This window comes from Synechococcus sp. 8F6, assembly GCF_002252665.1.
GTDB lineage: Bacteria > Cyanobacteriota > Cyanobacteriia > PCC-6307 > Cyanobiaceae > Cyanobium_A.
This window is the reverse complement of sequence record NZ_NQKZ01000018.1, coordinates 1-26,102: the sequence shown is the minus strand read 5'-3', so window position 1 is coordinate 26,102 and position 26,102 is coordinate 1. Positions and strand designations below refer to the sequence as shown.

Below are 26,102 nucleotides of genomic sequence, written 5' to 3'. Positions count from 1 at the left end.
CTTCCTTTACCCCATGCAGCTGCTTGCCCTCCACGGCCCCAATCTCAACCTGCTCGGCACGCGCGAGCCGGGGTTGTACGGCAGTGCCAGCCTGGAGCAGATCAACGCGGAGCTGCACCAGCGGGCGGTGGAGTTGGGGGCCACGATCGACTGCTTCCAGAGCAACCACGAGGGGGCCCTGGTGGATCGCATCCAGCAGGCGCGCGGCGCCGTGGACGGGATCCTGATCAACGCCGGCGCCTACACCCACACCTCGATCGCCCTGCGCGATGCCCTGCTGGGGGTGGCCATTCCTTATGTGGAGTTGCACCTGAGCAACGTGCATGCCCGGGAGCCGTTTCGGCATGGGTCCTATCTCGCTGATCGGGCGGTTGGGGTGATCTGCGGGTTTGGCGCAGGGAGCTACCGATTGGCGCTCGAGGGCCTGGTGGCTCATCTGCGCAGCTCGTCTTGACCACCTCCGTCACCCCCGCGCTGAGGGCCGAGCAGGCCCGTATCAAGTGGCTGTTGGCCCCCAGCAGCGCAAGCTGGCTGGATCAGGCCAATGCCCGGCCTGATCTGGTGCTGATCGATCACGCCCACTGCGAGCGCAAGGCGGCCGGTGTGGCCCTGCAGTTGATGTTCCGCTACCCCTCCGATGCAGGGTTGGCGGCGGCGCTCAGCCCGCTGGCACGGGAGGAACTCGAGCACTTCGAGCTGGTGCTGCAGTTGCTGCAGCGGCGCGGCATTGCCCTCAAGCCGCTGCCCGCGCCAGGGTATGGCGCCCAGCTCACGGCGGCGGTGCGCAAGGGTGCGCCCGAGCGCATGCTGGATTCCTTCCTGGTGGCCGGCTTGATCGAGGCCCGCAGCCATGAGCGCATGGCCCTGCTGGCGGCCCACAGCCTGGAGGTGGCCCTGCGCGATCTCTACTCCGAACTGCTGACGAGCGAAGCTCGCCACTTCGGTCTCTATTGGCTGCTGTGTGAAGCGCGCTTCGGCCGTGAGGCCACCATGGCGCGGCTGCAGGAGCTGGCGGCGGTCGAAACCCAGGCCTTAACTGGATTTCTGACGCATCTCGAGGACGTGCGGATGCATTCTGTGGGGGTGGAGCTGGGGAGCTCGCCTGTGGGGCCGCTGCACGCCGACCCATGAAGGGCGCAGCCATCGCTGCAGATCTTTGATCGGGACGATTCGGGGATCATGGGCTGCCAGGGGCAGGCCGCACCCCGAGGCGCCAAGCCCTGGAGCCAGAAGGTGGTTGTCACCTGGGCGCTGGGCGTGGGCACGGTGGTGATGGCCGATCCCTGGCTATCGGGTTGAGCTCACCTTCTCGAGCAAACGCACGGGATACGAGACCTCTGGAGGCAACGGCGCGATCCGTGTGTTTTCAGGAACTGCGGGAGACTCGATCAGCATCCCGGTGCGGGTCGACGAAGGCTGCTGATTCGAGGCAGAAGAGCACCTCTCCAAATCGAAGGATGGCTGGTGGTCACAGTGATGAGGGGCGATGTTTTTGCTCCCCAGTTCCTTTGCCAAAACTGCCATGAAAAGCCCAATCTTCGGGATCCTTGGCCTCCTTCTTCTGACTGTTTCTGGCGTGCCAGCCATGGCAGAGCAGCGTGGCGGGCCGAACTCCGGTGGATCACGTCCGCAGACCCCTGCCGAATTGTCCAATAGCGACAACCCTTGTGGAGCCCAGCAGCGTCCCTGTGGGTGGTAAGAGCTAGTCGAGCAGCGGAAACTGCGCAGCGATGCCATCGCCGGTGAACTGGGCCACCCAGCCGTCGGGGTTGTCGAAGAAGCGGATGGCGGTGAACTGCGGGGCGGAGCCCATGTCGAACCAGTGCTTGGTGCCGGCGGGCACCCGCAGGAAGTCGCCGGTCTCACAGTGCACTTGCAGCACCTCCTCGCCGATGTGCAGGCAGAACAGCCCGCAGCCCTCCACGAAGAAGCGCACTTCGTCTTCGCTGTGGGTGTGCTCGGCCAGAAACTTCTGCCGCAGGGCCTGCCGCTCGGGGTGATCCGGGGTGAGGCAGATCGCATCCACCGTGGGGTAGGTGCCGCTGGCCTGCACCCGGGCGATCTCCGCGGCATAGGCCGCCAGGATCTCGGCCGGCTCGGCGTGTTCCGGGAGCTCCACCCGGGCCGGCCAGCGCTCGAAGCCGATGCCGCGCGCGGCCAGGGCTTCGCCGATCAGGGCCGGATCACTGCTGGCCAGGCTGGCCGCGGCGGGGCTACCGCCAGCGGCCGGGAAGATCTGCAGATGGCTCATCGCACCAGCGCGCCCACTGACGTGAGCCTAGAAAGGGCCCCTCAGCAGCCTGTGTGTGATTCCCCCCTCGAGTGCGCCTGCCGCCGTCGGCCTCACCCTGGTGGGCGTGGGCCCCGGTGATCCGGAGCTGCTCACGGTGGCGGCGGTGCGGGCGATCCAGGCGGCGGCGGTGGTGGCCTACCCGGTGGCGCGGCTGGAGGCTGAGGGCATGGCGGCGGCCATTGCTTCTCCCTGGATCGACCCGGAGCAGCGGCGGTTGCCGCTGCTGTTTCCGATGGTGACGGAGGCCGAACCGCGCCGGGCGGCCTGGCACGCCGCCGCCGATGCCCTAGCGGCGGAGGTGGCGGGTGGCCGCGCCGTGGTGCTGCTGTGCGAGGGAGATGCCTCTCTCTACGCCAGTGCCTCCTATGCCCTGCTGGCCCTGGCGGAACGCCATCCGGCCTGCCCCGTGGCGGTGATCCCCGGCATCACTGCGGTGGCGGCTGCAGCAGCAGCAGGCCGCTGGCCCCTGGCCCTGCAGCAGGACGCCCTCTGGATCCGCCCCACCCCTGACACCGCCGCGGCACTGGAGGCGTTGCTGGCGGAAGCCCGGGCGGCTGGGGCGGTGCTGGCCCTGCTCAAGCTGGGCCAACGCTGGCGCTGGGTGCGGCCGATTCTCGAGACCCGGGGCCTGCTGGAAGCGGCATTGTTTGCCCAGCGGGTGGGCTGGCCCGACCAGCTGCTGGCCGCGGCCGCGGCGGTGCCCGGCGAGGAGCAGCCCTACTTTTCGCTGTTGCTGATCCGCCAGGGTTGGCCCGAGGTGTTGCCATGACTCAGGTGCTGCCATGACGGCCATCGACTGGTTCTCCCTGCTGCACCCGGTCCTGGTGATCTTGTTTGTGTACCCGGTGGTGGGGGCCACGATCCGGCTGGGGATCCTGGTGCGCGAGAAGCGCCTGGGGATCACCCAGCAGCCCGCCCTGGTGCCCCGCGAACATGCCGACCACGGCCGCTGGCTCACGGCCGGGGTGGTGGTGGCGGTGTTGATCGCCCTCGTGTACTCCTTCCTCAGCAAGGCCGCGGAGCCCGGAGCGGCTTTTGCCGGAGGGGCAGCGCGCCTGGTGCTGCTGATGGTTGTGGCGGCCGGCACCCTGGTGGCGCTGCTGGCGCTGCTGAAGGTGAAGCGGCCAGCGCTGCGGGCCAGCTTCACCCTGCTCACCTGGGCCGGTCTCCTGGGCCTGGGTAGCCAACCGGAGATCTGGCGCCTCTCCGACAACCCCTTCAGCGGGGCCTTCTGGAGCTCCCACTACTGGAGCGGGGTGCTGTTGACGGGGCTGCTGCTGTTCAACCTGGCGGCCCGGCCTGAAATCACCCGCCACCTGCGCTGGCGGCGGCTGCACATCGCCTCCAACCTGCTGGTGCTGGTGTTGCTGGCGGTGCAGGCCATCACCGGCAGCCGCGACCTGCTGGAAATCCCGCTCAGTTGGCAGAAGCCAGCGATCCACCGCTGCGATTTTCAGAGCCGCATCTGCCCGGAGCCAGCTGCTCCTCAAGCCTGAACAGCCGCTCCGCACTTTCCCAGCTGGCCTGCGGCCCGATCCAGCAGCTCCAGCGCCTCGGCCGGGGTGGGGGCCCGCATCAGGGCGTGGCGCAGCTGGGGGGCGCCGGCGAAGCCGTTGCAAGTCCAGCTCATGTGCTTGCGGGCGATCAGCAGGCCGTGGTCACCCTTGGCTGCCACCAGGGCCCGCAGCTGCTCGGCCGCCAGGGCCAGCTTCTCGGCAGGGCTGGGGGTGGGCGGCACCGGCTGGCCGGCCAGGGCCGCATCGAGTTGGCCCACCAGCCAGGGGGCGCCCATGGTGCCTCGGCCCACCATCACGCCATCGGCGCCCGTTTCCGCCAGGCAGCGCAACGCATCCTCCGGGCTGTTGACGTCGCCATTCGCGATCACCGGAATCGTGAGCGCCGCCTTCACCGCGGCGATGGCGGCCCAGTCGGCGCGGCCCTTGAAGCCCTGCTCGCGGCTGCGGCCGTGCAGGGTGAGCAGCTGGGCGCCGGCGCTCTCGAGCTGCTGGCACCAGGCCACGGGGGCGAGGTCGCTGCCGCACCAACCCAGCCGCGTTTTCACGGTCACCGGAATGCGCACGGCCGCGGCCACGGTGTCCACGATGCGGGCCGCCAGCTCGGGTTCGCGGATCAGGCCGCTGCCGCCGCCCTTTTTGGCGATCTTCTTCACCGGGCAGCCCATGTTGATGTCGATCAGGAAGGCGCCGGCGGCCTCGGCGCGGCGGGCCGCCTCGGCCATGGCGGCGGGGCGATGGTCAAACAGCTGCACGCCGATCGGGCCGGCTTCGCTGGCGAGCTCCTCCACCTTCTGCAGCCCGAAGCCCAGCTCCAGGCTGGTGGCGTTCACCATCTCGGTGAACAGCAGGGCATCGGGGGCCCAGCGCCGCACCAGGCCGCGGAAGATGCGGTCGCTTACCCCCGCCAACGGCGACTGCAGCACCCGGCAGCGCAGGGCGCGCGGTGTGCCGTTGCCGGCCAGCTGCAGGGGTGTCTGCGGGGGAGAAGCGGTGATCATGGTGATCCGATTGTGATGCTCCAGGCCGATGGCTTCCGTTCAGGCCGCCGCCAGCCCCGATCCCTTCGCCCTGAGCCGCGAATTGCTGGAGGCGGTGTTGGCCGACCGCCTCAGCGATCGTTTCGTGTGTGAGCTGATCTGGCCGCGCCTGGGATACGCGCAGAACGGCTCCGGCATCTGGAGCGCGGGCCCGGCTGCGGGCGCCGTGTGGCGGGAGTCCTTCCCGATCGAGCCCCAGTTCATCGCCGAGCGGCCGCCCAGCGTCGCCCTCACCCGCTCCATCCCCAAAGAGCACAAGCAACTGCTCAAGGAGCAGCTGGGCTTCGCGGGCTACCGGATCGGCGAGCTCTACCCGCGCCGCACCCGCCGCGCCACCGCCGTGAACTGGCTGCTGGCCCACCTGGCCGAGCGGGGCGAGCCCCTGGCGGATACGGGGCCGCTGCCGCCGTTGCTGGAGGCGCCGGCCGATCCGGTGGCGGGCCACCCGGGCGACTTGCCGGTGCGCTGACGGCGGCTGGCCGCCTGACCCCGCGGACGCCCCCCCTCAGAAGCCCAGGGCCACCCCATCGAGCCGGTGATCCACGCCGGCCTCCAGGCTGGTGCACTGGCCGGCGTCGTCGCGATGGAGGCGAACCATCTGGGCGCCCCCCTTGAAGCTGATGAAGCCATAGGAATCACCGAGCTGATGGCCGCGGGCCACCAGCTCGTGGCCCACGTCTGGCTTGAACTGGGGATCGATGTGCACCGCACCGGTCTGCATGATCAGCTTGAAGCGCGGGGCATCCACGGCCTGCTGGGGATTCATGCCCAGATCGAGGGCGTTCACCAGGATCTGGGTGAGCCCCTGGGGGTGGGCGTTGCCGCCGATCACGCCCATCACGAATTCCGGCAGCCCATCGCGCAGCACCATCGCCGGCAGGATCGAATGGCGCGGGCGGTGGCCCGGGGCCAGGGCGTTGGGATGGCCCGGCTGGCTGGAGAACTGGGCCGCCCGGTTGTTGAGCAGCACGCCCGTGTCGCCCGCCACCAGCCAGGAGCCGAACAGTCCGCTGATGCTGGTCATCAGCGAAACGGCGTTGCCCTCGCCGTCCACGGCGCACACATAGCTGGTGTCGCCTGAATTGCCGCCCTGGGGCCGGGTGGCTGGCCTGGCCTGGGCACTGATGCGGCGGCGGGCGGCGGCCAGGCCCTCCTGGCTGAGCTCCTGCTGCAGGCGCTCCAGCATCGCCGGGGTGGGCTCGCCCACCACGTCGATGGCCAGTTCAAAGCCCAGGCGGATCGCTTCGATCTGGTGGTGCAGCCGCTCCGCCTCGTGCATCGCAGCCAGGGGCAGGCCGTCGAGGATGCCAAGCGCATGCAGAGCCACCACCCCCTGGGAATTGGGTGGCAGGCCCAGCACCTCCCTGCCGCGGAAGCCCACGCTGAGGGGCTCCACCCACGCGGCAGCGTGCTGCTGGGCGGCCACGTCCGCCATGGTGGTGGGCACACCGCCTGCGCTGATCGTGCTGGCGATCGCCTCGGCTACGGGCCCTTCGTAGAGGCCCTGGCGGCCCTCCTGGGCCACGCGCTCCAGCGTGTCCGCCAGTTGCGGCAGGCGGATCAGCTGGCCCGGCTGAGGGGGAGCGCCATCGGGCAGAAACACCTCCCGCAGCTTGGCCGATGCGCTCTGCCCCATCAACGCGGCGCCCACGTCCCAGAACCCCGCGATCGACTCGCCCACCGGATAGCCCTGGCGCGCGTAGGCGATCACCGGCTCCCATAGTTGCTGCAGCGACCGCGTGCCGAAGCGCTCCAGCAGGGCGCACCAGCCATCCACGGCGCCGGGAATGGTGACCGAGGCTGCGCCGTGGTCCGGCATCAGCGGGACTGGCCCGATCCGCTCGAGGCTGGCGCCGCTCGGGGCTCGGCCGCTGCCATTGAGGCCAAACACCCGCTGCTCGTTCGCCGACCACACCAGCACCATGGTGTCGCCGCCCAGGCCGCTCATCATCGGTTCGGCCAGCGCCAGCATCCCGGCCATGGCCACGGCGGCGTCGACAGCGTTGCCGCCCTGCTCCAGCACCCGCAGGCCCACCCGGGTCACCAGGGGCGAGCTGGAGCTGGCCATGGCACGCCCGGCGAACACCGGGGAGCGGCGATCCAGAAAGGCAGGGTTGGCCATGGCGGCGTGCGGCTGTGGCGGTCTGGCCGCAGTCTGGTGCGGATGCTCCTTGCGCCAGCGGCTCAACCTTGTTGCAAGGTTCGCCATGTGGCCAGGTTCGCCAGGTTGCAAGGCTCGCGATCGGTTGCCCCCCATCGCTGCAGTTGATCCGGAGCGGCATGCCGATCAGCGGTGATCACCGCCGTGGCGGGAGCACCGAGAAGCGATGAGGAGGCTTGCGGCTGTGGGCAGGTGGCCAGCGCATAGCGGCCGGTTTGGCGACCAGCGGCAGGACGAGAGCAACGATCACCAGAAATGAAATAATCCATCAATGGCTGATGATGGTCATGGCATTGTGCTTCTGCACTGTGTGATTCCCACCTGAATGGCGACCCGATCCCTTCGGCGGTTTGCCGCTGGTTCCCTCGGCCTGCTCCTGTCCGGCCTGCTGAACAGCGGGGTGATGCTGCCGGCCAGGGCCTATGAGGGGAGACTCCCGGTGGGCGGGCGGCCGGTGAAGGTGGCCGCTGTGGACTTCATCCCCGCCTGGGGTGATCGGGACGGCAACATCCGCCGCCTTGTGGAGGCGGCCGAACGCGTGGCGGCCGAGGGCGTGCAGTACGCCGTGTTTCCGGAAACGGCGATCAGCGGCTACGACTTCGCAGGTCCTGCCCAGCTGGCGCCCTTCGTGGACACCATTCCCGGCCGGGCCACCGATGCGTTGCTGCCGGTGCTGAAGCGCACCGGGTTGATCATGAGCGTGGGCATCGCCGAGAAGGATGCCTACACCGGCATTTTTTACAACACCGCATTGTTGCTGGGGCCGGACGGCATCATCGGCAAATACCGCAAAAACGGCCTCAATGGTCAGGATGTGCAACTGTTCGGCCCGGGCGATACCGATGTGGGCGTGTTTGACACGCCGATCGGCCGCATTGCCCTGATCATCTGCTACGACGACACCTACTGGCAGTACGACCGACTGGCCGCCCTGCGCGGGGCCCAGATCATCGGCTGGCATTCGGTGTCGGATCGGGTGATGCCGGGCACGCCGCCGGCCGCGGCCAAGGCGAATCACTCCACCGTGGCCAGCGTGCAACACATGAGCGCCCTCAACGGCGTGTGGGTGATCGGCGCCACCCGCAGCGGCATCGAGCGCAATCCGATCAACGGCAGCCAGCTCTATTACAACGGCGGCTCGAGCATCTGGTCCCCCCAGGGCCGCAAGCTCGTGCAGGCGCCGGTGGTGCCTCCCCAGGTGCTGCCGCCCGGCTTGAACGGCATCTTCGCCACCACGATCATCCCGGCCGAAGCCGATGCCGTGCGCGAGCAGCGGTTGGCGGCACGCCGGCCCGCGCTCTACAACCCCCTGCTGGCCCTGCGGCGGGCACCCGTGGACACCACCGCCACCGCGACCCCGCGCCCGGTGCAGTTGGCCGCCGCGCAGTGGACTGGTGAGGCCTCGCGTCTCGGCAGCAGCCAGCCCCAGGCCAAGGAGTTGCTGGTGCTCCCCGAGCTCTCCGCCTTGCCGCGGGGTTTGCCGGCTGCTGAGATCAGCCGCCGGGCTGAGCGGCAAGGCGGCTCCTTTGAGCAGCTGTTGGCCCAGCGTGCCAAGGCCGGCAACGGCTACCTGGTGGGGAGCTATCCCGAGCGCGAGGGCTCCCGGGTGTTCCACACGGTGGCATTGGCCGGTCCGGCCGGCACCATCCTGGGCCGTTACCGCGCCACCCACCTCAGCGCGGCCGAGCGGGCCTGGGCCAGCGCTGGGGATGCCCCCACGGTGGTGAGCACGCCCCTGGGGCGCATCGGCCTGGCCACAGCGGGAGACCTGGCGGTGACCGAGCTCACCGGGCTGTACCAGACCCTGCGCACGGATGTGTTGGCGGTGCCCTCGGGTGATCCTTCGCCGTTGAAGGTGGAGATCGATCGCAAGCTCTACGCGGTGAGCGATCCACCCACCGGCCGCGCCGATCTCCATCCCTACCTGGCCGCCAAGCTCGGTCAGTTCTGGTTGGTGAGTGGCGGGCGGCGCATGGGGGACTCCACGGCCGCAGGGATCTTCGGCCCGGAACCGGTGGTGCACACGCCCACCCTCACGGCCGCGGCCGGTGCTGATGCGGTGCGCTACCGCACGGTGGTGCCTGCGGCGGGCACCTGGATCAACCAGCAGCAGCTGATCGACGGCCAGCGCAACGACCTGTTCAAGCCCCTGGTGCTCGACCCTGGCAATTCGTGCTTCCGATCCTGGAAGGTAGCGGGGCACGGCACCGTGGCTTGCCCGTGATGGGAATGCCCAGCTGATCAGCCCGTTCCGGCCCTGACGGGGCGCTTGGCCCGTTGGGCGCGTCGCCCGCAGCCTCGGCAACGGCAGGTGCTCCGATGGTGCTCACGATGTCGACCTGGCCCCGGGCGCGGGCCCCGACGGGCGTTCGGAGCGAACATCGCTGAGCCAGCCTGTAAGGTCGAAACAAGAACGTTGAAGGAATAATTCGTTTTGGCCTTACCGGTCGTTGCCATCATTGGCCGCCCCAACGTGGGCAAATCCACCCTGGTGAATCGGCTCTGCCGCAGCCGCGAAGCGATCGTGCACGACCAGCCCGGCGTGACGCGCGATCGCACCTACCAGGAGGGCTACTGGGCCGATCGCACCTTCCGGGTGGTGGACACCGGCGGCCTGGTGTTTGACGACGACAGCGAATTTCTGCCGGAGATCCGCGAGCAGGCCAACCTTGCCCTGGCCGAAGCCGCCGTGGCGCTGGTGATCGTGGATGGTCAGCAGGGCTGCACCGCCGCCGATCAGTCGATTGCCGAATGGCTGCGCGGCCAGGGGGTGCCCACCCTGCTGGCGGTGAACAAGTGCGAGTCGCCCGATGCGGGCCTGGCGATGGCCGCCGAATTCTGGGGGCTGGGCCTGGGCGAGCCCTTCCCAATCTCGGCCATCCACGGCGCCGGCACCGGCGACCTGCTCGACAAGGTGGTGAGCTTCCTGGCGCCGAGCGAGGAGCAGGAGGGCGAGGAGGAGCCGATCCAGCTGGCGATCATCGGCAGGCCCAACGTGGGCAAATCCAGCCTGCTCAATGCCGTGTGCGGCGAGAACCGGGCGATTGTCAGCCCGATCCGCGGCACGACCCGCGACACGATCGACACCACAATCGACCGCGAGGGCAAAACCTGGAAGCTGCTCGACACCGCCGGCATCCGCCGCCGCCGCTCGGTGAGCTATGGCCCCGAATACTTCGGCATCAACCGCAGCTTCAAGGCGATCGAGCGCTCCGATGTGTGCGTGCTGGTGATCGATGCCCTCGATGGCGTCACCGAGCAGGACCAGCGCCTGGCGGGCCGCATCGAGGAGGACGGCCGCGCTTGCGTGGTGGTGGTGAACAAGTGGGACGCCATTGAAAAGGACAGCCACACCATGCCGGCGATGGAGAAGGAGCTCCGCGCCAAGCTCTATTTCCTGGATTGGGCGCCGATGCTGTTCACCTCGGCCCTCAGCGGCCAGCGGGTGCAGGCGATCTTCCCCTTGGCCCTGCTGGCGGTGGAGCAGCACCGCCGCCGCGTCACCACCTCGGTGGTGAACGAGGTGCTCACCGAAGCCCTCAGCTGGCGCACGCCGCCCACCAGCCGCGGCGGCCGCCAGGGGCGCCTCTACTACGGCACCCAGGTGGCGGTGCGGCCTCCCAGCTTCACCTTGTTTGTCAACGAGCCCAAGCTGTTTGGCGACACCTACCGCCGCTATGTGGAGCGCCAGATCCGCGAGGGCCTGGGCTTCGAGGGCACGCCGATCAAGCTGTTCTGGCGCGGCAAGCAGCAGCGCGATGCCGAGAAAGAGCTGGCCCGTACCCAGAATCGTGGCCGTTGAGCCCAGGCCAGAGGTGAGAGGGAGCGGCTGAGTGGATGTTCTGCGCCAGATCCCCATCGGCCAGTTCGCCGCTCCGGATCCGGTGGAGGCGGCCGGCGGCGGCAGCTGGCTGCGCCGGCTCGACCCACGCCTGAAGCTGGCTTGGAGCCTGATCTTCCTGGTGACGCCGATCCTGGCGGGGCCGCTCTGGCGCCTCAGCCTGGTGGGCCTGCTGCTATTAATCACCGCCGTCAGTGGCCTGAGCTGGCGCCTGTGGCGCCGCAGCGTGCCGCTGCTGCTCGCCCTGGCCCTGCTGGTGGGCTGCCTGGCCGCGTTGCTGCCGGCGGGGTCGCTGCCACCAGCGCCTTTGCAACGCCCGCCGGTGGAGCTGCGCTTGGAGCCCGGCCCGCCCGGCACTGCGCCGCCGGAGCGATCCGGTGCCCGTTGGGTGCTGCTGCGCCAGGGGCCGTTGGTGGTGACCCGGCGCTCGGCGGAGCTCGGCCTCAATGGCGCCACGTTGCTGTTCACGTTGGTGCACAGCGCCAACCTGCTGCTGCTCAGCACCGCGCCCGAGCAGCTGGTGTGGGCGATCAGCTGGCTGCTGGCCCCCCTGGGTCGGTTGGGCTGGCCGGTGGAGCGGCTCGGGTTCACCCTGCTGCTGGCTCTGCGGTTTTTGCCGCTGGTGCAGGAGGAGCTGCAGAACCTGTTGCGATCTGTTGCAACCCGGGCGGTGAATCTCAAGCGCCTGGGCTGGAAAGGGGGCCTCGGCCTGGTATTGGCTGTGGGTGAGCGGCTTCTGGCCAATGTGCTGCTGCGGGCTGAGCAGGGGGCTGAGGCGCTGCTGGCTCGCGGCGGCTGCTGGCTGGCACCTGAGCTGCTGCATCGCCCGCTGGTTGGGGGCCGGCGCCAGGGCCTGCTCAATGGCACGGCGGCGGGATTGCTGTTGCTGGTGCTCGTGCTGCGCTGGAAAGTCGGTGCCCTTTAATGGCAACTGACCGATCGCATTCGTGAGCAGCGCATTGGCGAGCAGCGCATTTGTGAGTCCCGAGCGCTATCTCAACCATCCCACCTTTGGGATGCTTTATCGGGTGGCGTCGGTGTCCGAAGGCCGTGATCTGTTTGCCACGCTGTATGCCCAGCGCATTTTCTTCATCGTCACCCTGCAGCCTCGGGGTGCCACCTTTGAGGTGGTTCCGCTGATGGATGCTCGCCACTACGCCGAACAGAATCTGGCAAGGGCCCGTCGTGAGGGTCCTGAGGCCCATGCCCATTGGCGTCAGTTGTTTGACCAGACCTTCATCTGAGCTGGTGGCTGACGGCGGGCTGCCTGAGCGATTGGCCGGCCTGCGGTTTGGGCTGCCCCCCGGCTGCCGCCTGTTGGCGGTGAGCAAGGGCCAGCCGACCGCCCGGATCCGTGAAGCGGTGCTGGCCGGGCAGCGCAGCTTCGGCGAGAGCCGGCTGCAGGAGGCTGCGGCCAAGCAGGCCGAGCTGGCCGATCTCGAGCCCCTCGACTGGCATTTCATCGGTCGCCTGCAGGCGAATAAGGCCCGCGGCGTGGTGCGCCATTTCGGCACGATCCACTCCCTCGACAGCCTGGAGCTGGCCCGCCGCCTGGCACGCATCGCCGCCGAAGAGCAGCGGGCTCCGGCCGTGCTGTTTCAGGTGAAGTTCCGCCCCGACCCCGCCAAAACCGGCTTCGAGCCGGCCGAGCTGCGTCGCCATTGGCCTGAGCTCAGCGGCCTGGCGCCGCTGCGGCCGGTGGGACTGATGACCCTGGCACCCCTGGGCCTCACGCCAGCTGAGCGCAGTGACCTGTTTGGCGACTGTGCCGCCCTGGCCACGGAGCTGGGCCTGCCGGAGCGCTCGATGGGCATGAGCGGCGACTGGCCCGAGGCGGCCGCGGCGGGCAGCACCTGGGTGCGCATCGGCAGCAGCCTGTTTGGAGCGCGGCCGGCCCCGTTGGGCTGAGCCTCCCGTTGACGGGGTGCGAATCCCGAAATCGGTGCGAATTCCGCTCTGAAACCCTTGCCGCCATTGGCGTGGGACGCTATTCAGGTGGAAAGCTTCCTGTGAGGTTCGCTCCGTGTCGTTGTTCTCCCGTCTGCGTGCCGTTGTCTCAGGAGACGACTACCTCGATGGCGACTACGACGACGAGCTCGATTACGACGGTGGCGAGCTGCCCGAGCCCGGTTTCACCAGCCGTGCCAGTGCTCTGGCCCTGAGCTCCGATTTCACGGCCGACGATCCTTTCGCCGGCACCAACGTGATCGGTATGCCTGGCCTGTCCACGGCCGCCGCTGAGGTAACACTGATGGAGCCGCGCAGCTTCGATGAGATGCCCCGCGCCATCCAGGCCCTGCGTGAGCGCAAGACCGTGATCCTCAACCTCACGATGATGGAGCCGGATCAGGCCCAGCGCGCTGTGGATTTCGTGGCCGGCGGCACCTTCGCCATCGATGGTCACCAGGAGCGCGTCGGCGAGAGCATTTTTCTGTTCGCTCCCAGCTGCGTCACCGTGACCACGGCCGCCAGCGAAGAGACCTCCGCCTCCTCGATCGTGAGTCGGGAGAGCAGCGAGCCCCAGCAGGAGGCGGCCCCCAGCCCAGCTTGGGGACGCCAGGACGCCGCCATTTAGGGCCGTCGTGACGCCAACCTTCGGCGTGGTGGGCCTGGGCCGCATGGCCCAGGCTTTGTTGTGGCCCCTGCTGGAGGCTGGGCTGGTGGAGCGCGAGGGTGTGCGGGCTGTGGTGGCCAGTGAGGCCTCCGCCGCCAGCCTGCGCCAGGCCCATCAGTTGGCCGTGGACACCGATGCGGCCGCCGCCTGGACGGCACCGGTGGTGTTGCTGGCGGTCAAACCCCAGCAGCTGGAGGTTGCCGCCCGGGGCGCTGCCGAGGCCGCCGCGGCAGGTTCTGCTGCCCCATCGGGCGGCCTGCTGATCTCGGTGCTGGCCGGCGTCAACCTGGAGCGTCTGCAGCGCCTGTTTCCCGCTTGGCAGTGCGTGCGCGCTGTGCCCAACACGCCGGCGCTGGTGCGTGCGGGTCTCACCGGCCTGGCCTGCGCCGACGCCGTGCCGGCGGAGCGGCGGCGCTGGGTGGAGCAATTGTTTGCCCAGGTGGGCGAGGTGCACGAGCTGCCCGAAGCCCAGCTCGATGCCTTCCTGGCTCTCACCTCCTCCGGGCCCGCGTTTGTGGCGGTGGTGGCCGAGGCCCTGGCTGATGGTGCTGTGGCGGCGGGGCTGCCCCGGCGGCTGGCCCAGCGCCTGGCCCACCGCACCCTGGCCGGTAGCGCGGCCCTGCTGCAGGAGCGGGATCTCCATCCCGGCCAGCTCAAAGACATGGTGAGCTCTCCTGGCGGCACCACCATCGCCGGCCTGCGGCAGCTGGAGCAGGCTGGGCTGCGTTCGGCCCTGATTGAGGCGGTGATCGCCGCCGCCGAGCGCAGCCGCGCGCTGGCCTGAGCCGGCTTTGGCTTGAGTGCGGTCAGCCCTTGGAGGCGCCCAGCCGGGGCTCGGTGCCGGCCAGCAGCCGTTGGATGTTGCTGCGGTGGCGCCACACCACCAGCACGGTGGTGAGCAGGGCGAGGGCCAGGTAGGGCCAGCGCAGCCCCAGGCCCGTATCGGCAAACCAGCCCAGCATCAGCAGCGGCAGCGCCAGGGCCGCCACCACGCTGGAGAGCGACACGATGCGGCTGACGCTCAGCACGGCGAGAAAGATGCCGAAGCAGGCCAGGCCCACCGGCCAGGTGAGCCCCAGCAGCATGCCCAGGCCCGTGGCCACCGCCTTGCCCCCTTTCCAGCCCAGCCACACGGGCCAGATGTGGCCGGCCAGCGCCGCCAGCCCGGCCAGCACCACGCCAACCCCGAAGGGATCGAGCACGGTTTTGGCCAGCAGCACTGCGGCGGTGCCCTTGAGCACGTCCACCAGAAACACGCCCAGGGCAGGCCCCTTGCCCACCACCCGCAGCACGTTGGTGGCGCCGGTGGAGCCGGAGCCCTCGCGGCGGATGTCGAGGCCGGCAAGCCAGCGGCCCGCCAGGTAGCCGCTGGGGATCGAGCCGAGCAGGTAGCCGGCGAGCAGCACGGGCAGGGTGATCAGGGGCATGGCAGGGGGGGGTCAGTAGGGCTCGTCGGTGATCAGTTCGCCGGGGCCAGCCGCAAAGGCCAGCCACACCGGGAACTGCAGGATCGGGATGTCGATCACCTGCTCGCCCGCATCCACCACGATGAAGGGGAGTTCGCCGCGCTCCTCGAGGCGGTCGGCCCGCTCCACCAGGGCATCGGCCCGCTCGAACAGCACGATGCCGCTGGTGGGGCCGAAGTCTTCCCGCGCCAGGCCGAGGCAGTCCTGCAGGCTGCGGCGCCATTCCCCCAGGCGCTCGGGTTGGCTGGCTAGCACAAGGGTCTGGAAGCGTTCGCCGTAGAGCTCGCCCAGGATGGCGATCGCAGCCGCGGCCACCAGGGCATTGCGGCTGCGGCTGCCGCAGCTCGGCTGGGCGCCCCGGCCGCCTTGACCCAGGAACCAGTCGTCGAGCAGGGTGGCCCCGCTGGGGTCGAGGGTGCGGCGCAGCTGCCAGGGATCGGCGTAGAAGTCGGGCTGGCCGCCAAAGCCTGCCAGCCGTTCGCGAATCAGGGCTTCGTCCTGGCTGAACTGGCCGGCGGCGGCCACGGCAACACTCGGCTCGGCGTCTCTGGCGGCGGGGCTGGCCTGGTCGAGGGGGGAGGGCTGCACCAGCACCTGCTGGGGCACCAGCTCCACCTGCTCCGCCGCCACGGCCAGATCCTGCAGGGCGCCCACCAGATAGTCCTGGAAGCCCTTGAGCCGCCGTGCCACCGCATCGGCCTGGCCGGCGAAGCTGGATTCGATCTCCTTCTGGATCTGGCCGCGGCGGCCCTCCAGCTGGCGGATCTCCTCCTGCAGGGCCTCGCGCTGCTGGCGCAGCTCGCTCAGGGCCAGGGCCTGCCAGTCGGGTTCAGGGCTGGGGGTCTCGGGGCTGGGGGAAGCCTGGATGGGATCGTCAGACATCGGCGTCGTCAGAGATCGCTAGGGGAATCGGGTCGCTCCGGGGAACTGGACGGGCTCACGTGCAGCTCCAGTTGCTGTCGCAGTGTGGCCGGATCAAACAGCACCGGCAGCAGGTGAATGCTGCGCTGTTCACGGAAATAGAACAGCACCGGCAGCCCTGGCCAGAAGAGTTTCCAGCCCAGCCAGGCGGCGTAGGGGAAGCGGCGCAGCAGGCTCTGCTGGCGCCACACCAGCAGGGCGTCGCCGCCGAATTCCAGCCGCAGCAGGCTGGTTTGCAGCAGCAGGAACAGGCCGAGCACGGCAATGCCGGCGCCCAGCCAGATCGCCCCGCCCCACCAGGGACGCAGGGTGAGGGCGGCCAGCCCCAGGGCGATCACCCCAAGGGGCACACCGAAGCTGGGCGCCAGCACGATGCCGCTGGAGCCGGGGGTCGCGGATGGATCAAGGGGATCGGGATCGAGGGGATCAGTGGGCGTCATCAGCTGAACAGCAACTTGGTGAGCAGGGCATCCATCAAGGCAACGGTGACCAGAATCATCACCACGGCGCCGGTGGTGCTGGTGCCCACTTCCTTGGGGCCACCCCTGGTGGTGAGCCCCCAACCACAAGCGATCACGGCGATCTGCAGGCCGAATACCACCGCCTTGAGCAGCATGGACGGCAGATCGCTGGGCTCCATCCAGGTGCGCACCGAGTTCCAGAAGACGGCGGGAGGAATGCTGTAAAGCATCGTGCTGCTCACCTGGCCCGACCAGATCCCCACCCAGAAGAACAGCAGGCATTGCACCGGCGCCATGATCACCATGGCCAGCACCCGCGGCACCACCAGATACTCCACTGGGTCGGTGCGCAACATGGTGATCGCGTCGATCTGTTCGGTCACCTTCATGGTGCCGATCTGGGCGGCATAGGCCGTGGCCACCTTGCCGGTGAGCAGCGTGGCGGTGAGCAGCGGGGCGATCTCCCGCGACAGCCCCAGGGCCAGCAGACCGCCCACCGTGGCGCTGGCGCCCTGCTTGGAGAGCTCCGCCGCCACCTGGATGTTGAACACGGTGCCCGCGGCCAGGGCGGTGATCAGCACGATCAGGAAGCTGCCGGGCCCGGCCTCCATCAGCTCCTGCATCAGGTCGTTGAAGCCGATGCGCCCCTTGGCCATGGCGCTCACGGCTTGGCCGCCAATCAGCAGGCTGGCGCCAAAGCGTTTCAGCCAGCGGGGCGCTCTGGGCCAGTCGGGACGCGTCATGGCTGGCGGTGCAGGCCTTTCTCCGGCCAGCGTCGCATCACCACCAGGCCAGCGACGATCAGCAGTGCCGGAATCAGGCCCATGCAGACGCGAATGGTGGTGAGGGCCGAAGCCGGTTGGAGCAGCCCCTGGGCGGCTTCGTAGCCGCTCAGGCTCAGCCCATTGCCGAGGGCAAACACGGCGACGCCGATGCCCAGCTTCTGCGCCACCACCATCCAGGCGGTGTAGAGCCCCGCGGGTTTGTCGGGGTCGGCATCGACGGCATCGGGCAGCAGGGCCCAGGGAATCAGGTAGGCGGTGGAGGCCCCCAGGCCCGTGACCACAATCGTGAGCAGCAACAAGCCAAGGCTGATGCCATTGCTGAGGCTGGCCAGCGGAGCTGTTGCGGCATCGAGGGGCACCAGCAGCGTCGCCCCCACGCAACCGGCGATCCACAGGCCTGTGCCCCAGCGCAGGGCACACATCCGGCCGTGGCGTCCTGCGACCCGGCTCCACAGCTGCAATCCCGCCAGGGCACTGAGCTGAAACGGGATCAGGATCCAGGTGCTCCAGCTTTCGGGCAGGCGCATCACCACCGCCAGAAAGATCAGCGACACCGGCTGCATCAGTTGCAGCGCACACCAGAGCAAGAGGTAGAGCCCCAGCACCTTCACAAACCGCGGGTTGCCGGCGATGCGTCGCAGCTGGCGCCGGATCGGTTCTGGCATGCCCGTGGGGCGTTGGCAGTTGCGGGCGAAGGGCGCCAGGCCCCAGCAGCACAGCAGAGTGAACAGCGTCAGCGTCAGCCCCGACACCCAGCCCATGCGCTGATAGCCCGAGGCACCCTGGCCCACCAACAGAGCTCCCAGCACCAATCCCGCCAGGCCGGCCAGGATCGAGCCGGTGAAGCGGCCCGCATTCAGCTGGGTGCGCAGCTGGGTGGAGCTGGTGAGCTCGGAGGCGAGGGCGGAGTAGGGCAGGTTGACGCAGGTGTAGAGGCCCATGGCCACCAGCTGAATGGCCACCAGCACAGTGAATTTCTGCCAGTCCCCCCCCGGCGGCACCCACCACATCGCCACCAAGGCCAGGCCGAGCGGGATGGCGCTGCCGGCCATCCAGGGCAGACGCGGGCCCCAGGGGTGTTTGGTGTGGTCGCTGAGCCAGCCCACCAGGGGGTCGTTGATGCCGTCCCACACCTTCAGCACCATCAGCACCAGGCCGGCCATCCAGGCCGGCAGCCCCACCACACCGGTGTAAAACACGAATAGATAGAAGCCCAGCTGGGTGGCGGCCATGCCGGTGCCGATGTCGCCGAGGCCATAGCTCCACAGCAGCCGGCGTCGCGCGGCTGTCCCCAGGGGTTCGCTGCGTGCCGCGGTGAAATCAGGCGTCACAGGCGGCGATTTCGGGCTGGGTGGGCAGGTCATAATGCAGCAACTGCAGGTTGCAGCGCGGTGGGCCAACAATCCAGCAGCCGCTTCAGTACGTCTGTACTGCTGCGGGCGTAGTTTAGTGGTAAAACCTCAGCCTTCCAAGCTGATGATGCGGGTTCGATTCCCGCCGCCCGCTTTCTTCTTCCTGAAGGGTCTCCTTCTCGGCATGGGCGCCAGCTCTTTGGTTGGCTGTGGCGCAAGCGAGGAGCCAGGCGGAAATCACCCCTAGCCTGGCCCGTTCATAACCCGTTACAATTCGCGTAACAATCTGAAACGCCCCATGGCTGACTCGTCCTCCCGCTTCGGTTTTGTTGCTTTCGCCGAAACCTGGAATGGCCGCATGGCCATGCTCGGCTTCGTGATCGGCCTCGGCACCGAGCTGCTCACTGGCCAAAGCATCCTCTCCCAACTCGGTCTGGGTTGATCACCATGAGCACCGACTACACCGCAGCAATCGCTTCCCTCATCGCCCTGGTGGCGGTGCTCACCGGCATGACGGTTTACGTCCTTAGCCGTCCCACCGATCTGGGACAGAGGACCCGATGATCGCCGCTCTCACCACCTGACGCGGATACCGCTTCACGGCCGCATCACACCCACTCCTGGTTTAAGCCCTGCTAGCCAGCATTAGAGGGTTGTGCCGTGGATCAGCGGTGCGGCCACCAGCACGACAAGGCTGCGGCTTTGCAGGGGGGCTCCGCTCGGTTGCCAGGGTTCCGCGATGGCCGGCAGGTCGTCGCCGGGCGGTAGGGCTGTGTCGATCACCCGCAGCCAGCCCTCACGGCAACTGGGCAATTCGAAATGCATGGCCTTGCTGTAGGCGTTCATGCCGCACCACACCAGTGGGCCCTGTTGGCTGTCGTTCAGGCTCCAGGCCAGCGTGTGCGACCAACTCGCCCAGTCGGGTTTGTCGCGTTCGATCCCGTGCCACTGGCGCCAGAGATGGCCGCGATCGCCGCTGCGCCGCTGGGGTTTGTCGTCGAGGGGGATTTCGGGGTTGAACAATCCCGCCAGGTGGGCCCGCAGCCGCAGCAGGCGTTGCAGAAACACCCGCAGGGCCAGGTCGCCGTCGTCGGGCTGCCAGTGCATCCAGCCGAGGGGGTTGTTCTGGCACCAGGTGTTGTTGTTGCCCCCCTGGCTGCGGCGCACCTCATCCCCCATCAGCAGCATCGGCACCCCGGGGGCCAGCAGCATGCTGGTGAGCAGGTTGCGCAGCTGGCGTTCCCGTAGGGCGGTGATGGCGTGGTCGCTGCTGGGACCTTCAACGCCGTGATTCCAGCTGTTGTTGTGGTTGTCGCCGTCGCGGTTGTCTTCGCCGTTGGCCAGGTTGTGTTTGCCGTTGAAACTCACCAGATCGGCCAGGGTGAAGCCGTCGTGGGCAGTCAGGAAGGTGATGCACTGACCGGGGTGCACCGGCGTGAGGTTGAACAGATCCGGGCTGCCGGAGAGCCGTTGCGCCATTGTCCAGCAGGTTTTTTCATCACCCTTCCAGAAGCGGCGCAGGTCGTCGCGGAAACGGCCGTTCCAGGTGGCCACCCGGCGGGCGGGGAAATCGGCCAGGCGGTAGAGGCCACCGCAATCCCAGGGTTCGCTGATCAGCTTGAGGTCGCTGAGGTCGGGATCGGCCTCCATGTCTTCAAACAGGGGCGGCGACTCCAGGGGGGCCAGGTTGTCGCCGCGGCTGAGGGCAATGCCGAGGTCGAAACGGAAGCCATCCACCCCCAGTTCGGTGGCCCAGCAGCGCAGGGATTCCAGGATCAACCGGCGCACCAGGGGCCGGTTGGCGGCAATCGTGTTGCCGCAGCCGCTCACGTCCTGGTAGTCGCCCTTGGCGCTCTGCTGGTAGTAGAGGCGGTCGCAGAAGCCCCGCCAGCTGAGGGTGGGGCCGTCCTGGTTGCCTTCGGTGGTGTGGTTGTAGACCACATCGAGCAGCACTTCGATGCCGGCGCGGTGGCAGGCCGTCACCAGTTGGCGCACCTGGTCGCGGCCGGCCAGGGGGTCGTTCCCGACCAGGTAGTCGGGATGGGGGGCCATCCAGCTCAAGGGGCTATAGCCCCAATAGTTGTTGCGGCCGGCCGGGGCATCGTGGGGGTCGAAGGCCATCACCGGCAGCAGCTCGATGGTGGTGATGCCCAGCTCGCGCAGGTAGGGCAGGGTGGGGATCAGGCCCAGCAGGCTGCCCTGCTGCTCCGCCGGCACCGGGCAGCCTGGACCCTGGGTGAAGCCGCCCACGTGCAGCTCGTAAATCACGCTCTTCTGCCAGCTGTGGCGCGGCCGCGGCGCGTGGTGGAAGTCAAACCGGTCCCGCTCGGTCACCACCCCCTTGAGACAGTGGCCGGTGTTGGGCGCGGCCCCCACGGCGCTGCCCCGCTGGTAGGTCGTCCAACCGGCGATGGCCCGGGCGCAGGGGTCGAGCAGCACCTTCGATGGGTTGAAGCCATGGCCGCCCGGCTGCAGCGGTCCAAACACCCGGTAGCCGTAACAGCAGCCCAGCCCCAGGCCCTCCACCTCCACGTGCCAGTGGTCGGCGGAGCGGTGCCGCTGGTCGAGCTCCACCGCTCGGTGGGGTTCGCTCGCTTCTCCGCTAGCAAACAGCAGCAGTTCGATGCGGGTCGCCAGTGGGGCGACGACTGAGAAATTCACGCCCCGCGCCGTCAGGCTTGCGCCCAGCGGCCAGGGATGGCCGATGTGGATCCCCAGGTGGTGATTGGGGGCCTGGGCGAGGTCAGGACTGTTGAATTGGACCGTCAAGGCGCCAGGCCTGGTTGCCACAACGTTAAGCAGGTCCTCCGGACAGGCCTGGTGTCTGTCTCCGTTTCCCGATCCCTCGCCCCCGCCCCCGTTGACCCTGCTGTCCCAGCCCCCCGAATCCGGCCGGCCGCCCCAGCTGGTGCGCCCGGGCCTGTGGTTGTTTGCCCCCAGTCGCGACAGCCAGGGAGGCAGCAGCTGGTTGCTGGAGGCTGGGGCCTATGGCGGCATCGGCGATCTGCTGGTGGATGCGCCAGGGTTCACCGAGGCCAACCTGGCGATGCTGCGGCAGCGCACGGCGCAGGTGGGCCCCGGCACGCTTGTGCTCACCAGCCGCGAGGGCCATGGCCGCTGCCGTCGCCTGCAGGAGGCCCTGGGCTGGTCGGTGCTGGTGCAGGAGCAGGAGGCCTACCTGCTGCCGGGGGTGCAGGGGTGCACCAGCTTTGGCCATGAGCATCTCCTGGCGCCGGGGGTGCGGCTGCTCTGGACGCCGGGGCCCACGCCAGGTGCCTGCGTGCTGCATGTGCGAGCGGGGGAGCTCGATGGCCTGTTCTCTGGGCGGTTGCTGGTGCCTACAGGCCCTGGGGCATTGGCGCCGCTGCGCACGGCCCGCACCTTCCATTGGCCGCGCCAGCTCACCAGCGTGGCGCGCCTGCGGGCCTGGTTGCCGGCCGGGTCTCCCGACTGGATCGCCAGCGGTGCCGGGCTCGGCGCCCTGCGCGGCGACAAGCTCGTGCGTGGCGGTGCGGCGCTGCTGGCCCAGCTCGATCGCTGAAGCGTCAAGGCGCTTTTTTTGTAGCGATCCGGCAATTTTTGCGCCTTGTGTGGGGGAATTGTCACGAAAACCGTTGCGGCGGTGGACTTCTGTGTTGCAGCGCCGTCCAGAGCCCCATACCATTGGCGCGCTCTACTCAGGGCCGGTCGTGGTTTTCCGACTCGCCACTTTCATCGCGACCCCACCGTCGCAACCCGACCGTCACCCCCGAGGCTTCCTCGTCCTATGAACAAAGCAGATCTCGTCAACCTCGTTGCTGCCCGCACCGAGCTCACCAAAACCGACGTCTCCCAGGTCGTCGATGCCGCCATCGAAACCATCATTGATTCGGTGGTGGAAGGCAAGAAGGTGTCGATCCTGGGCTTTGGTTCCTTTGAGCCCCGCGAGCGCTCGGCCCGTCAGGGTCTGAACCCCAAGACCGGCCAGAAGATCAAGATCCCTGCCAAGCGTGTGCCTGCCTTCACCGCCGGCAAGATGTTCAAGGATCGGGTTCAGGGCTGATCGGGGCCCCGCCCTGCCATCCACCCCAGATTGTCTGGTTGAAGCGGTCCTGAGGGGCCGCTTTTTTTGTGGCCGGATGGGACCGCATGTAGATAGAGACAGTGGCTTCTTCACCCCTGACGGCCTCGGCCCTTCCCTGCCATCTCCAAGCCCTGCTGGAGGCCGGTGTGCGCCGGCGGGAGCTGGGCTATCGGGGCCGTTTCGCCCCCTCCCCCACCGGCGCCCTGCACCGCGGCAATCTGCGCACAGCCCTGCTCAGCTGGCTGCACGCCCGGCTGCGGGGCGGGCAGTGGCTGCTGCGCATCGATGATCTCGACACGCCGCGCAACCGCTCCGGCGCCGAGGCCGCAATCCTGGCGGATCTGCGCTGGCTGGGCCTGACGTGGGACGGTCCGGTGCTGCGTCAGAGCGAGCGGCGCGGTTTGTATGGCACGGCCCTGTCGGCCCTGCGGCGCCAGGGCCTGCTCTATCCCTGCCGCTGCAGTCGCCGTTTGCTGGCGGATGTCTCGGCCCCCCATGGCGCCCTGGCGGTGTATCCGGGCTTCTGCCGCGATCGAGGCGGTGGCTGGGGATCTGAGCAGGGGAGGCTGCCCAGCTGGCGGTTGCGGCTGGCGGCCGGGGCGCTGCGCTGGCCCGAGGCCTACGCCCCCCCCGGAGCCCTCGATGTTGAGGCTGCCATCGGCGATGTGGTGCTGCGCCGGGCCGATGGCTTCCTCGCCTATCACCTGGCCACGGCGGTGGACGAACTCAGTCTCGGCATCAGTGACGTGGTGCGCGGCGATGATCTGTGGAGCGCCACCGGCGCCCAGGTGGCGGTGATGGCGGCCCTGGGTGCGGCCCCGCCGAGCTACGGCCATGTGCCGCTCTGGCGCGACGCTGAGGGCCGGCGGCTCAGCAAGCGGGAGGGGGCCGAGGGCCTCGACGGTTACCGGCAGCGCGGCCTGGATGCGGCGGCGGTGCTGGGGGAGCTGGCTGCCAGTGCTGCTCTGGTGCCGCCGGGCAGCCGGCTGAGTGCCGCCGAGTTGCTTCAGGAGCTGAGCCCAGGGCGGCTGGATCGGGCCCTGCGGGCGCTTCAGCCTTAAGGAAGCTTTCGGGATCAGGGCGGGAAAAGCGGACCACACTGGCGACTAACGCCCAAGTCCCCGGATGGGGACCCCCGATGACCCTTTCCTATGCGCTCCTGCAGCGAACCAACCAATTGCGAGCATGCCGCTGCCCGCAGTGCGGCGGCAGTGGCATGCTGCGCCTGGCCGATCAGCGCTACCGCACTTGCCTCGATTGCCTCGGCCAGGGTCGGGTGATGCCCGCTGAGCTACGTGGCCAGCCAGCCGTGGTGATCAGCGTCTCTGCTTCTTCTGCCGCCAGATGAAAAAGGCTGCGGTGGCCACCACAACGGCCAGTGGTGCCGCCGTCAGCAGCAGCAGAATCACGGCAGTCCAGTCGGTGTACATCGCTCAGACGCAAAACCGTGGCCATCATCCCAGCAGACCGTGCCCGATCCGTGCGATCGGGCCATGCTGATGACATGCCGATGATCCTTTCTTTTGCCCGGGCGGCCTTGGTTCCAGCTGCGGCACTGGTTCCCGCTGCGGCACTCGGCCTCGCTGCGGTCCTGCTTCCCTTGGCTCCGGCGCGTGCCGGCGTGGAGTTTGACAACTGCCAGCCCACCGCTGATGGCGGCATCAGCTGCGACACGCGTGCCACCGGCAACACCTTGATGGACGACGAGTCGGCCCGGTATGGGCTCTTCGACGACGCCAGCCCCGGCTGGAATGAGTTCGATCCCGACCAGGGGTTTGAGGATGGTTTCGGTGGCAACGAGACCTGAGCTCTCCCGCTCCCATGGCCTGGGGGATTCACTGATCGAGCGTCTCCACGCCGTGCAGCAGGCCCATGGCTACCTGCCGCAGAAGGAGCTGCAGCGCCTGGCGGTGGCGATGGCGCGCCCCCTCAGCGAGGTGATGGGCGTCGCCAGTTTTTATCACCTGTTTCGCCTCGATCCGCCGCCGCTGCACCGCTGCGTGGTGTGCCGCGGCACCGCCTGCTTTGTGCGGGGTGCCGAGCGGCTGGAGGCGGCCCTGCAGCAGCGGGGGGTGGGGTTTGAGACGGCCAGTTGTGTGGGGGCCTGCGGCCAGGCTCCGGTGCTGGTGTGCGATGGGGCTGTGGCCACTGGCGATCCCGGTGCGCTGCCATGGCTGTAACGGCCCCTCTGCGCTGGCGCTGCTGCGATGCCACCGCCTGCCGGGCGGCGGGGTCGGCGGCCCTGCGGCAGCGGCTGGAGGCCGAGGTGGGTGCCGATCGGGTCAAGCCGGTGGGCTGTCTGCGGCTCTGCGGCCAGGGGCCCTTGGCGGCCGCCGACCACGCCGATGGTCACACGGAGTTGGTGGGCGGGGTGGCCGGAGAGCGTCGCCTCGATCCGGCCCATCCGTTCTTTGCCCTGCAGCGGCCGGTGGTGCTGGAGCGCTGCGGCCTGGTGGATCCCGATTGCCTCGACGACGCCCTGGCCCAGGGGGCCTACGCCACCCTGGAGCGCTGCCGGCAGCTGCCGCCCCAGGCGGTGATCGAGGAGGTGGTGCGGAGCGGTCTGCGGGGCCGGGGCGGTGCGGGCTACCCCACCGGCCGCAAGTGGCAACAGGTGGCGGCCGCAAGCGGCGCCCACAAGGTGGTGGTGTGCAACGCCGATGAGGGCGACCCGGGCGCCTTCATGGACCGCAGCGTGATGGAAGGAGATCCCCACCGGCTGCTGGAGGGCATGGCGATTGCCGCCCAGGCCGTGAGCGCGGCCGAGGCCTTCATCTACGTGCGGGCGGAATACCCGCTGGCGATCGAGCGCTTGCACCGGGCGATTGCTGCGGCCACCGATCGGGGCCTGCTGGCTGGTCTGCCGATCCAGCTGCGCATTGGTGCGGGCGCCTACGTGTGCGGCGAGGAAACGGCCCTGCTGCATTCGATCGAGGGGGGGCGGGGCACGCCGCGGCCGCGGCCGCCTTATCCGGCGGTGTCGGGCTTGTGGGGCCTGCCCACCCTGATCAACAACGTGGAAACCTTCGCTGCTGTGCCGGCGATCCTGCGGCAGGGGGGCGACTGGTATGAGGCCATGGGCACCGCCAGCAGCAAGGGCACCAAGGTGTTCGCCCTCTCCGGCGCCATCACCCACACGGGCCTGATCGAGGTGGAGATGGGCACCAGCCTGCGCACCATCGTGGAAACCATGGGCGGTGGGGTGCCCGCCGCCTCTGCTGCATGGATCCTGCGTAACGTCCAGCCATGGCCAACCTCACCCGCGCCATCGACGATGCCCGCAGTCGCCGGCTGGCGGGCTCAGGACTGCCCTTGGCACCGAACGGTTGCTGGTGCCCCTCAGCGGCGAGCTGCTGCCGCGCATCTGTTAAGCGGGCGTGCAGCTGGGTCACCTTTTTGAGGGAATCGGCTTGGAAGGGGCCCGTCGCTGGCTAGGAGTTTGCGGAAAAACCGTCAGAAACGCCGCGTTCCTCCCTCTCGCGATCTGATTACTCGCTGTTCGGGCTGGATTTCGCTGATTCAGCGGTTCAGAACGCCAGATTTCAGGCGTTTTGCCCCGTTGGGGCTTCCTGGAAGCCGCCTCATTGGCAC

At 68.8% G+C, this 26,102-nt stretch carries 29 protein-coding genes and 1 tRNA gene; 21 read left to right on the top strand and 9 right to left on the bottom strand.

Features of this window, described 5'->3' with window-relative positions; translation table 11 throughout:
• The first annotated feature begins 13 nt into the window (after nucleotides 1–13).
• Together aroQ and CJZ78_RS11370 are read left to right on the top strand one after the other, a co-directional pair.
• Nucleotides 14–454, top strand: coding sequence for a type II 3-dehydroquinate dehydratase (gene aroQ / locus CJZ78_RS11375; RefSeq protein ID WP_094561438.1), 441 nt, complete (start codon nucleotides 14–16; stop codon nucleotides 452–454).
• Nucleotides 451–1,131, top strand: coding sequence for a tRNA-(ms[2]io[6]A)-hydroxylase (locus CJZ78_RS11370; protein ID WP_233128733.1), 681 nt, complete (start codon nucleotides 451–453; stop codon nucleotides 1,129–1,131). The genes aroQ and CJZ78_RS11370 overlap by 4 nt, the downstream gene beginning before the upstream one ends.
• A 571-nt stretch (nucleotides 1,132–1,702) precedes the next feature.
• Here the strand turns inward: CJZ78_RS11370 and CJZ78_RS11365 are convergent.
• Nucleotides 1,703–2,251, bottom strand: a complete 549-nt coding sequence (locus tag CJZ78_RS11365; RefSeq protein WP_094561437.1) for an acireductone dioxygenase — start codon at nucleotides 2,249–2,251, stop codon at nucleotides 1,703–1,705.
• A 55-nt stretch (nucleotides 2,252–2,306) separates the two neighbouring features.
• On the opposite strand from CJZ78_RS11365, the gene cobI reads away from it, so the two are divergent.
• Together cobI and CJZ78_RS11355 are read left to right on the top strand one after the other, a co-directional pair.
• Nucleotides 2,307–3,062 (top strand): precorrin-2 C(20)-methyltransferase, encoded by a 756-nt coding sequence (cobI, locus tag CJZ78_RS11360; protein WP_233128731.1) that lies wholly within the window; start codon nucleotides 2,307–2,309, stop codon nucleotides 3,060–3,062.
• A 13-nt stretch (nucleotides 3,063–3,075) separates the two neighbouring features.
• Nucleotides 3,076–3,789: a DUF4079 domain-containing protein gene (locus CJZ78_RS11355; protein ID WP_094561436.1), complete on the top strand. Its 714-nt coding sequence runs from the start codon at nucleotides 3,076–3,078 to the stop codon at nucleotides 3,787–3,789.
• On the opposite strand, the gene dusB is transcribed toward CJZ78_RS11355, so the two are convergent.
• Entirely contained in the window at nucleotides 3,780–4,808 is a 1,029-nt protein-coding gene (gene dusB, locus CJZ78_RS11350; RefSeq protein ID WP_094561435.1) for a tRNA dihydrouridine synthase DusB, read from the bottom strand. The genes CJZ78_RS11355 and dusB overlap by 10 nt on opposite strands.
• A 28-nt stretch (nucleotides 4,809–4,836) precedes the next feature.
• Here dusB and CJZ78_RS11345 point away from each other — a divergent pair, with 28 nt between their 5' ends.
• Nucleotides 4,837–5,316, top strand: a complete 480-nt coding sequence (locus tag CJZ78_RS11345) for a DUF1823 family protein (RefSeq protein ID WP_094561434.1) — start codon at nucleotides 4,837–4,839, stop codon at nucleotides 5,314–5,316.
• Between the two features lie 36 nt (nucleotides 5,317–5,352).
• Here the strand turns inward: CJZ78_RS11345 and CJZ78_RS11340 are convergent, their stop codons facing one another.
• The gene (locus tag CJZ78_RS11340) at nucleotides 5,353–6,969 is read right to left on the bottom strand and encodes a gamma-glutamyltransferase family protein (protein ID WP_158217077.1); all 1,617 of its coding nucleotides are present in this window, start codon (nucleotides 6,967–6,969) and stop codon (nucleotides 5,353–5,355) included.
• 364 nt (nucleotides 6,970–7,333) lie between these two features.
• Here CJZ78_RS11340 and CJZ78_RS11335 point away from each other — a divergent pair, with 364 nt between their 5' ends.
• The 7 genes from CJZ78_RS11335 (at nucleotide 7,334) to proC (ending at nucleotide 14,247) form a co-directional block, all read left to right on the top strand.
• Nucleotides 7,334–9,232 (top strand): carbon-nitrogen hydrolase family protein, encoded by a 1,899-nt coding sequence (locus CJZ78_RS11335; protein ID WP_198953892.1) that lies wholly within the window; start codon nucleotides 7,334–7,336, stop codon nucleotides 9,230–9,232.
• 210 nt (nucleotides 9,233–9,442) lie between these two features.
• On the top strand, nucleotides 9,443–10,810 hold the full coding sequence (gene der, locus CJZ78_RS11330; protein ID WP_094561432.1) for a ribosome biogenesis GTPase Der: 1,368 nt from the start codon (nucleotides 9,443–9,445) through the stop codon (nucleotides 10,808–10,810).
• Nucleotides 10,811–10,841: 31 nt separating this feature from the next.
• A complete protein-coding gene (locus CJZ78_RS11325; RefSeq protein ID WP_094561431.1) occupies nucleotides 10,842–11,774 on the top strand; it encodes a CbiQ family ECF transporter T component in 933 nt (310 codons plus the stop codon).
• Nucleotides 11,775–11,826: 52 nt separating this feature from the next.
• Entirely contained in the window at nucleotides 11,827–12,093 is a 267-nt protein-coding gene (locus tag CJZ78_RS11320) for a PipX family protein (protein WP_094561450.1), read from the top strand.
• A 4-nt stretch (nucleotides 12,094–12,097) separates the two neighbouring features.
• Complete coding sequence (locus CJZ78_RS11315; protein ID WP_369802058.1) at nucleotides 12,098–12,757, top strand: YggS family pyridoxal phosphate-dependent enzyme; 660 nt, start codon at nucleotides 12,098–12,100, stop codon at nucleotides 12,755–12,757.
• Nucleotides 12,758–12,872: 115 nt separating this feature from the next.
• Complete coding sequence (locus CJZ78_RS11310) at nucleotides 12,873–13,424, top strand: cell division protein SepF (RefSeq protein WP_094561429.1); 552 nt, start codon at nucleotides 12,873–12,875, stop codon at nucleotides 13,422–13,424.
• Between the two features lie 7 nt (nucleotides 13,425–13,431).
• Nucleotides 13,432–14,247 carry a pyrroline-5-carboxylate reductase gene (proC, locus tag CJZ78_RS11305; protein WP_094561428.1) on the top strand — a complete coding sequence of 272 codons (816 nt, stop codon included), beginning with the start codon at nucleotides 13,432–13,434 and terminating at the stop codon, nucleotides 14,245–14,247.
• 22 nt (nucleotides 14,248–14,269) lie between these two features.
• Here the strand turns inward: proC and plsY are convergent, their stop codons facing one another.
• From plsY to CJZ78_RS11280, 5 genes are read right to left on the bottom strand one after another with little or no spacing between them, the layout of a single operon-like run.
• Entirely contained in the window at nucleotides 14,270–14,890 is a 621-nt protein-coding gene (plsY, locus tag CJZ78_RS11300; protein ID WP_094561427.1) for a glycerol-3-phosphate 1-O-acyltransferase PlsY, read from the bottom strand.
• A 12-nt stretch (nucleotides 14,891–14,902) separates the two neighbouring features.
• A complete protein-coding gene (locus CJZ78_RS11295; RefSeq protein ID WP_094561426.1) occupies nucleotides 14,903–15,811 on the bottom strand; it encodes a DUF3086 domain-containing protein in 909 nt (302 codons plus the stop codon).
• A gap of 8 nt (nucleotides 15,812–15,819) precedes the next feature.
• The gene (locus CJZ78_RS11290) at nucleotides 15,820–16,290 is read right to left on the bottom strand and encodes a DUF3119 family protein (protein WP_094561425.1); all 471 of its coding nucleotides are present in this window, start codon (nucleotides 16,288–16,290) and stop codon (nucleotides 15,820–15,822) included.
• Nucleotides 16,290–17,054 carry an ABC transporter permease gene (locus CJZ78_RS11285; RefSeq protein WP_094561424.1) on the bottom strand — a complete coding sequence of 255 codons (765 nt, stop codon included), beginning with the start codon at nucleotides 17,052–17,054 and terminating at the stop codon, nucleotides 16,290–16,292. The genes CJZ78_RS11290 and CJZ78_RS11285 overlap by 1 nt, the downstream gene beginning before the upstream one ends.
• Complete coding sequence (locus CJZ78_RS11280; protein ID WP_094561423.1) at nucleotides 17,051–18,460, bottom strand: MFS transporter; 1,410 nt, start codon at nucleotides 18,458–18,460, stop codon at nucleotides 17,051–17,053. Before CJZ78_RS11280 ends, CJZ78_RS11285 begins: the two co-directional genes overlap by 4 nt.
• A gap of 71 nt (nucleotides 18,461–18,531) precedes the next feature.
• On the opposite strand from CJZ78_RS11280, the gene CJZ78_RS11275 reads away from it, so the two are divergent.
• Both CJZ78_RS11275 and CJZ78_RS11270 read left to right on the top strand, forming a co-directional pair.
• Nucleotides 18,532–18,602, top strand: a tRNA-Gly gene (locus CJZ78_RS11275).
• Between the two features lie 144 nt (nucleotides 18,603–18,746).
• A complete protein-coding gene (locus CJZ78_RS11270) occupies nucleotides 18,747–18,890 on the top strand; it encodes a chlorophyll a/b-binding protein (protein WP_094561422.1) in 144 nt (47 codons plus the stop codon).
• Between the two features lie 203 nt (nucleotides 18,891–19,093).
• On the opposite strand, the gene CJZ78_RS11265 is transcribed toward CJZ78_RS11270, so the two are convergent.
• Nucleotides 19,094–21,160: a glycogen-debranching protein gene (locus CJZ78_RS11265; protein ID WP_094561449.1), complete on the bottom strand. Its 2,067-nt coding sequence runs from the start codon at nucleotides 21,158–21,160 to the stop codon at nucleotides 19,094–19,096.
• Between the two features lie 157 nt (nucleotides 21,161–21,317).
• Between CJZ78_RS11265 and CJZ78_RS11260 the strand changes: the two genes are divergently transcribed.
• From CJZ78_RS11260 to CJZ78_RS11235, 7 genes are all read left to right on the top strand, one after another.
• The gene (locus CJZ78_RS11260) at nucleotides 21,318–21,989 is read left to right on the top strand and encodes an MBL fold metallo-hydrolase (RefSeq protein WP_094561448.1); all 672 of its coding nucleotides are present in this window, start codon (nucleotides 21,318–21,320) and stop codon (nucleotides 21,987–21,989) included.
• Nucleotides 21,990–22,214: 225 nt separating this feature from the next.
• Nucleotides 22,215–22,490 (top strand): HU family DNA-binding protein, encoded by a 276-nt coding sequence (locus CJZ78_RS11255; protein WP_094561421.1) that lies wholly within the window; start codon nucleotides 22,215–22,217, stop codon nucleotides 22,488–22,490.
• A gap of 101 nt (nucleotides 22,491–22,591) precedes the next feature.
• The gene (gene gluQRS / locus CJZ78_RS11250; RefSeq protein WP_233128729.1) at nucleotides 22,592–23,572 is read left to right on the top strand and encodes a tRNA glutamyl-Q(34) synthetase GluQRS; all 981 of its coding nucleotides are present in this window, start codon (nucleotides 22,592–22,594) and stop codon (nucleotides 23,570–23,572) included.
• 77 nt (nucleotides 23,573–23,649) lie between these two features.
• Entirely contained in the window at nucleotides 23,650–23,859 is a 210-nt protein-coding gene (locus CJZ78_RS14080) for a hypothetical protein (RefSeq protein ID WP_158217076.1), read from the top strand.
• A gap of 162 nt (nucleotides 23,860–24,021) precedes the next feature.
• Complete coding sequence (locus CJZ78_RS11245; protein WP_233128727.1) at nucleotides 24,022–24,318, top strand: hypothetical protein; 297 nt, start codon at nucleotides 24,022–24,024, stop codon at nucleotides 24,316–24,318.
• Nucleotides 24,302–24,691, top strand: coding sequence for an NAD(P)H-dependent oxidoreductase subunit E (locus CJZ78_RS11240; protein ID WP_233128725.1), 390 nt, complete (start codon nucleotides 24,302–24,304; stop codon nucleotides 24,689–24,691). The genes CJZ78_RS11245 and CJZ78_RS11240 overlap by 17 nt, the downstream gene beginning before the upstream one ends.
• On the top strand, nucleotides 24,682–25,911 hold the full coding sequence (locus tag CJZ78_RS11235) for a hypothetical protein (protein ID WP_094561419.1): 1,230 nt from the start codon (nucleotides 24,682–24,684) through the stop codon (nucleotides 25,909–25,911). The genes CJZ78_RS11240 and CJZ78_RS11235 overlap by 10 nt, the downstream gene beginning before the upstream one ends.
• Nucleotides 25,912–26,102: the final 191 nt, after the last annotated feature.

Bases quoted from the DNA above. Each gene is read 5' to 3' on its own strand.
- aroQ (WP_094561438.1), top strand. From the start codon at position 14: ATGCAGCTGCTTGCCCTCCACGGCCCCAATCTCAACCTGCTCGGCACG.
- CJZ78_RS11365 (WP_094561437.1), bottom strand. From the start codon at position 2,251: ATGAGCCATCTGCAGATCTTCCCGGCCGCTGGCGGTAGCCCCGCCGCG.
- CJZ78_RS11355 (WP_094561436.1), top strand. From the start codon at position 3,076: ATGACGGCCATCGACTGGTTCTCCCTGCTGCACCCGGTCCTGGTGATC.
- dusB (WP_094561435.1), bottom strand. From the start codon at position 4,808: ATGATCACCGCTTCTCCCCCGCAGACACCCCTGCAGCTGGCCGGCAAC.
- CJZ78_RS11345 (WP_094561434.1), top strand. From the start codon at position 4,837: ATGGCTTCCGTTCAGGCCGCCGCCAGCCCCGATCCCTTCGCCCTGAGC.
- CJZ78_RS11340 (WP_158217077.1), bottom strand. From the start codon at position 6,969: ATGGCCAACCCTGCCTTTCTGGATCGCCGCTCCCCGGTGTTCGCCGGG.
- CJZ78_RS11335 (WP_198953892.1), top strand. From the start codon at position 7,334: ATGGCGACCCGATCCCTTCGGCGGTTTGCCGCTGGTTCCCTCGGCCTG.
- plsY (WP_094561427.1), bottom strand. From the start codon at position 14,890: ATGCCCCTGATCACCCTGCCCGTGCTGCTCGCCGGCTACCTGCTCGGC.
- CJZ78_RS11295 (WP_094561426.1), bottom strand. From the start codon at position 15,811: ATGTCTGACGATCCCATCCAGGCTTCCCCCAGCCCCGAGACCCCCAGC.
- CJZ78_RS11290 (WP_094561425.1), bottom strand. From the start codon at position 16,290: ATGACGCCCACTGATCCCCTCGATCCCGATCCCCTTGATCCATCCGCG.
- CJZ78_RS11285 (WP_094561424.1), bottom strand. From the start codon at position 17,054: ATGACGCGTCCCGACTGGCCCAGAGCGCCCCGCTGGCTGAAACGCTTT.
- CJZ78_RS11280 (WP_094561423.1), bottom strand. From the start codon at position 18,460: ATGACCTGCCCACCCAGCCCGAAATCGCCGCCTGTGACGCCTGATTTC.
- CJZ78_RS11270 (WP_094561422.1), top strand. From the start codon at position 18,747: ATGGCTGACTCGTCCTCCCGCTTCGGTTTTGTTGCTTTCGCCGAAACC.
- CJZ78_RS11255 (WP_094561421.1), top strand. From the start codon at position 22,215: ATGAACAAAGCAGATCTCGTCAACCTCGTTGCTGCCCGCACCGAGCTC.
- CJZ78_RS14080 (WP_158217076.1), top strand. From the start codon at position 23,650: ATGACCCTTTCCTATGCGCTCCTGCAGCGAACCAACCAATTGCGAGCA.
- CJZ78_RS11245 (WP_233128727.1), top strand. From the start codon at position 24,022: ATGATCCTTTCTTTTGCCCGGGCGGCCTTGGTTCCAGCTGCGGCACTG.
- CJZ78_RS11235 (WP_094561419.1), top strand. From the start codon at position 24,682: ATGGCTGTAACGGCCCCTCTGCGCTGGCGCTGCTGCGATGCCACCGCC.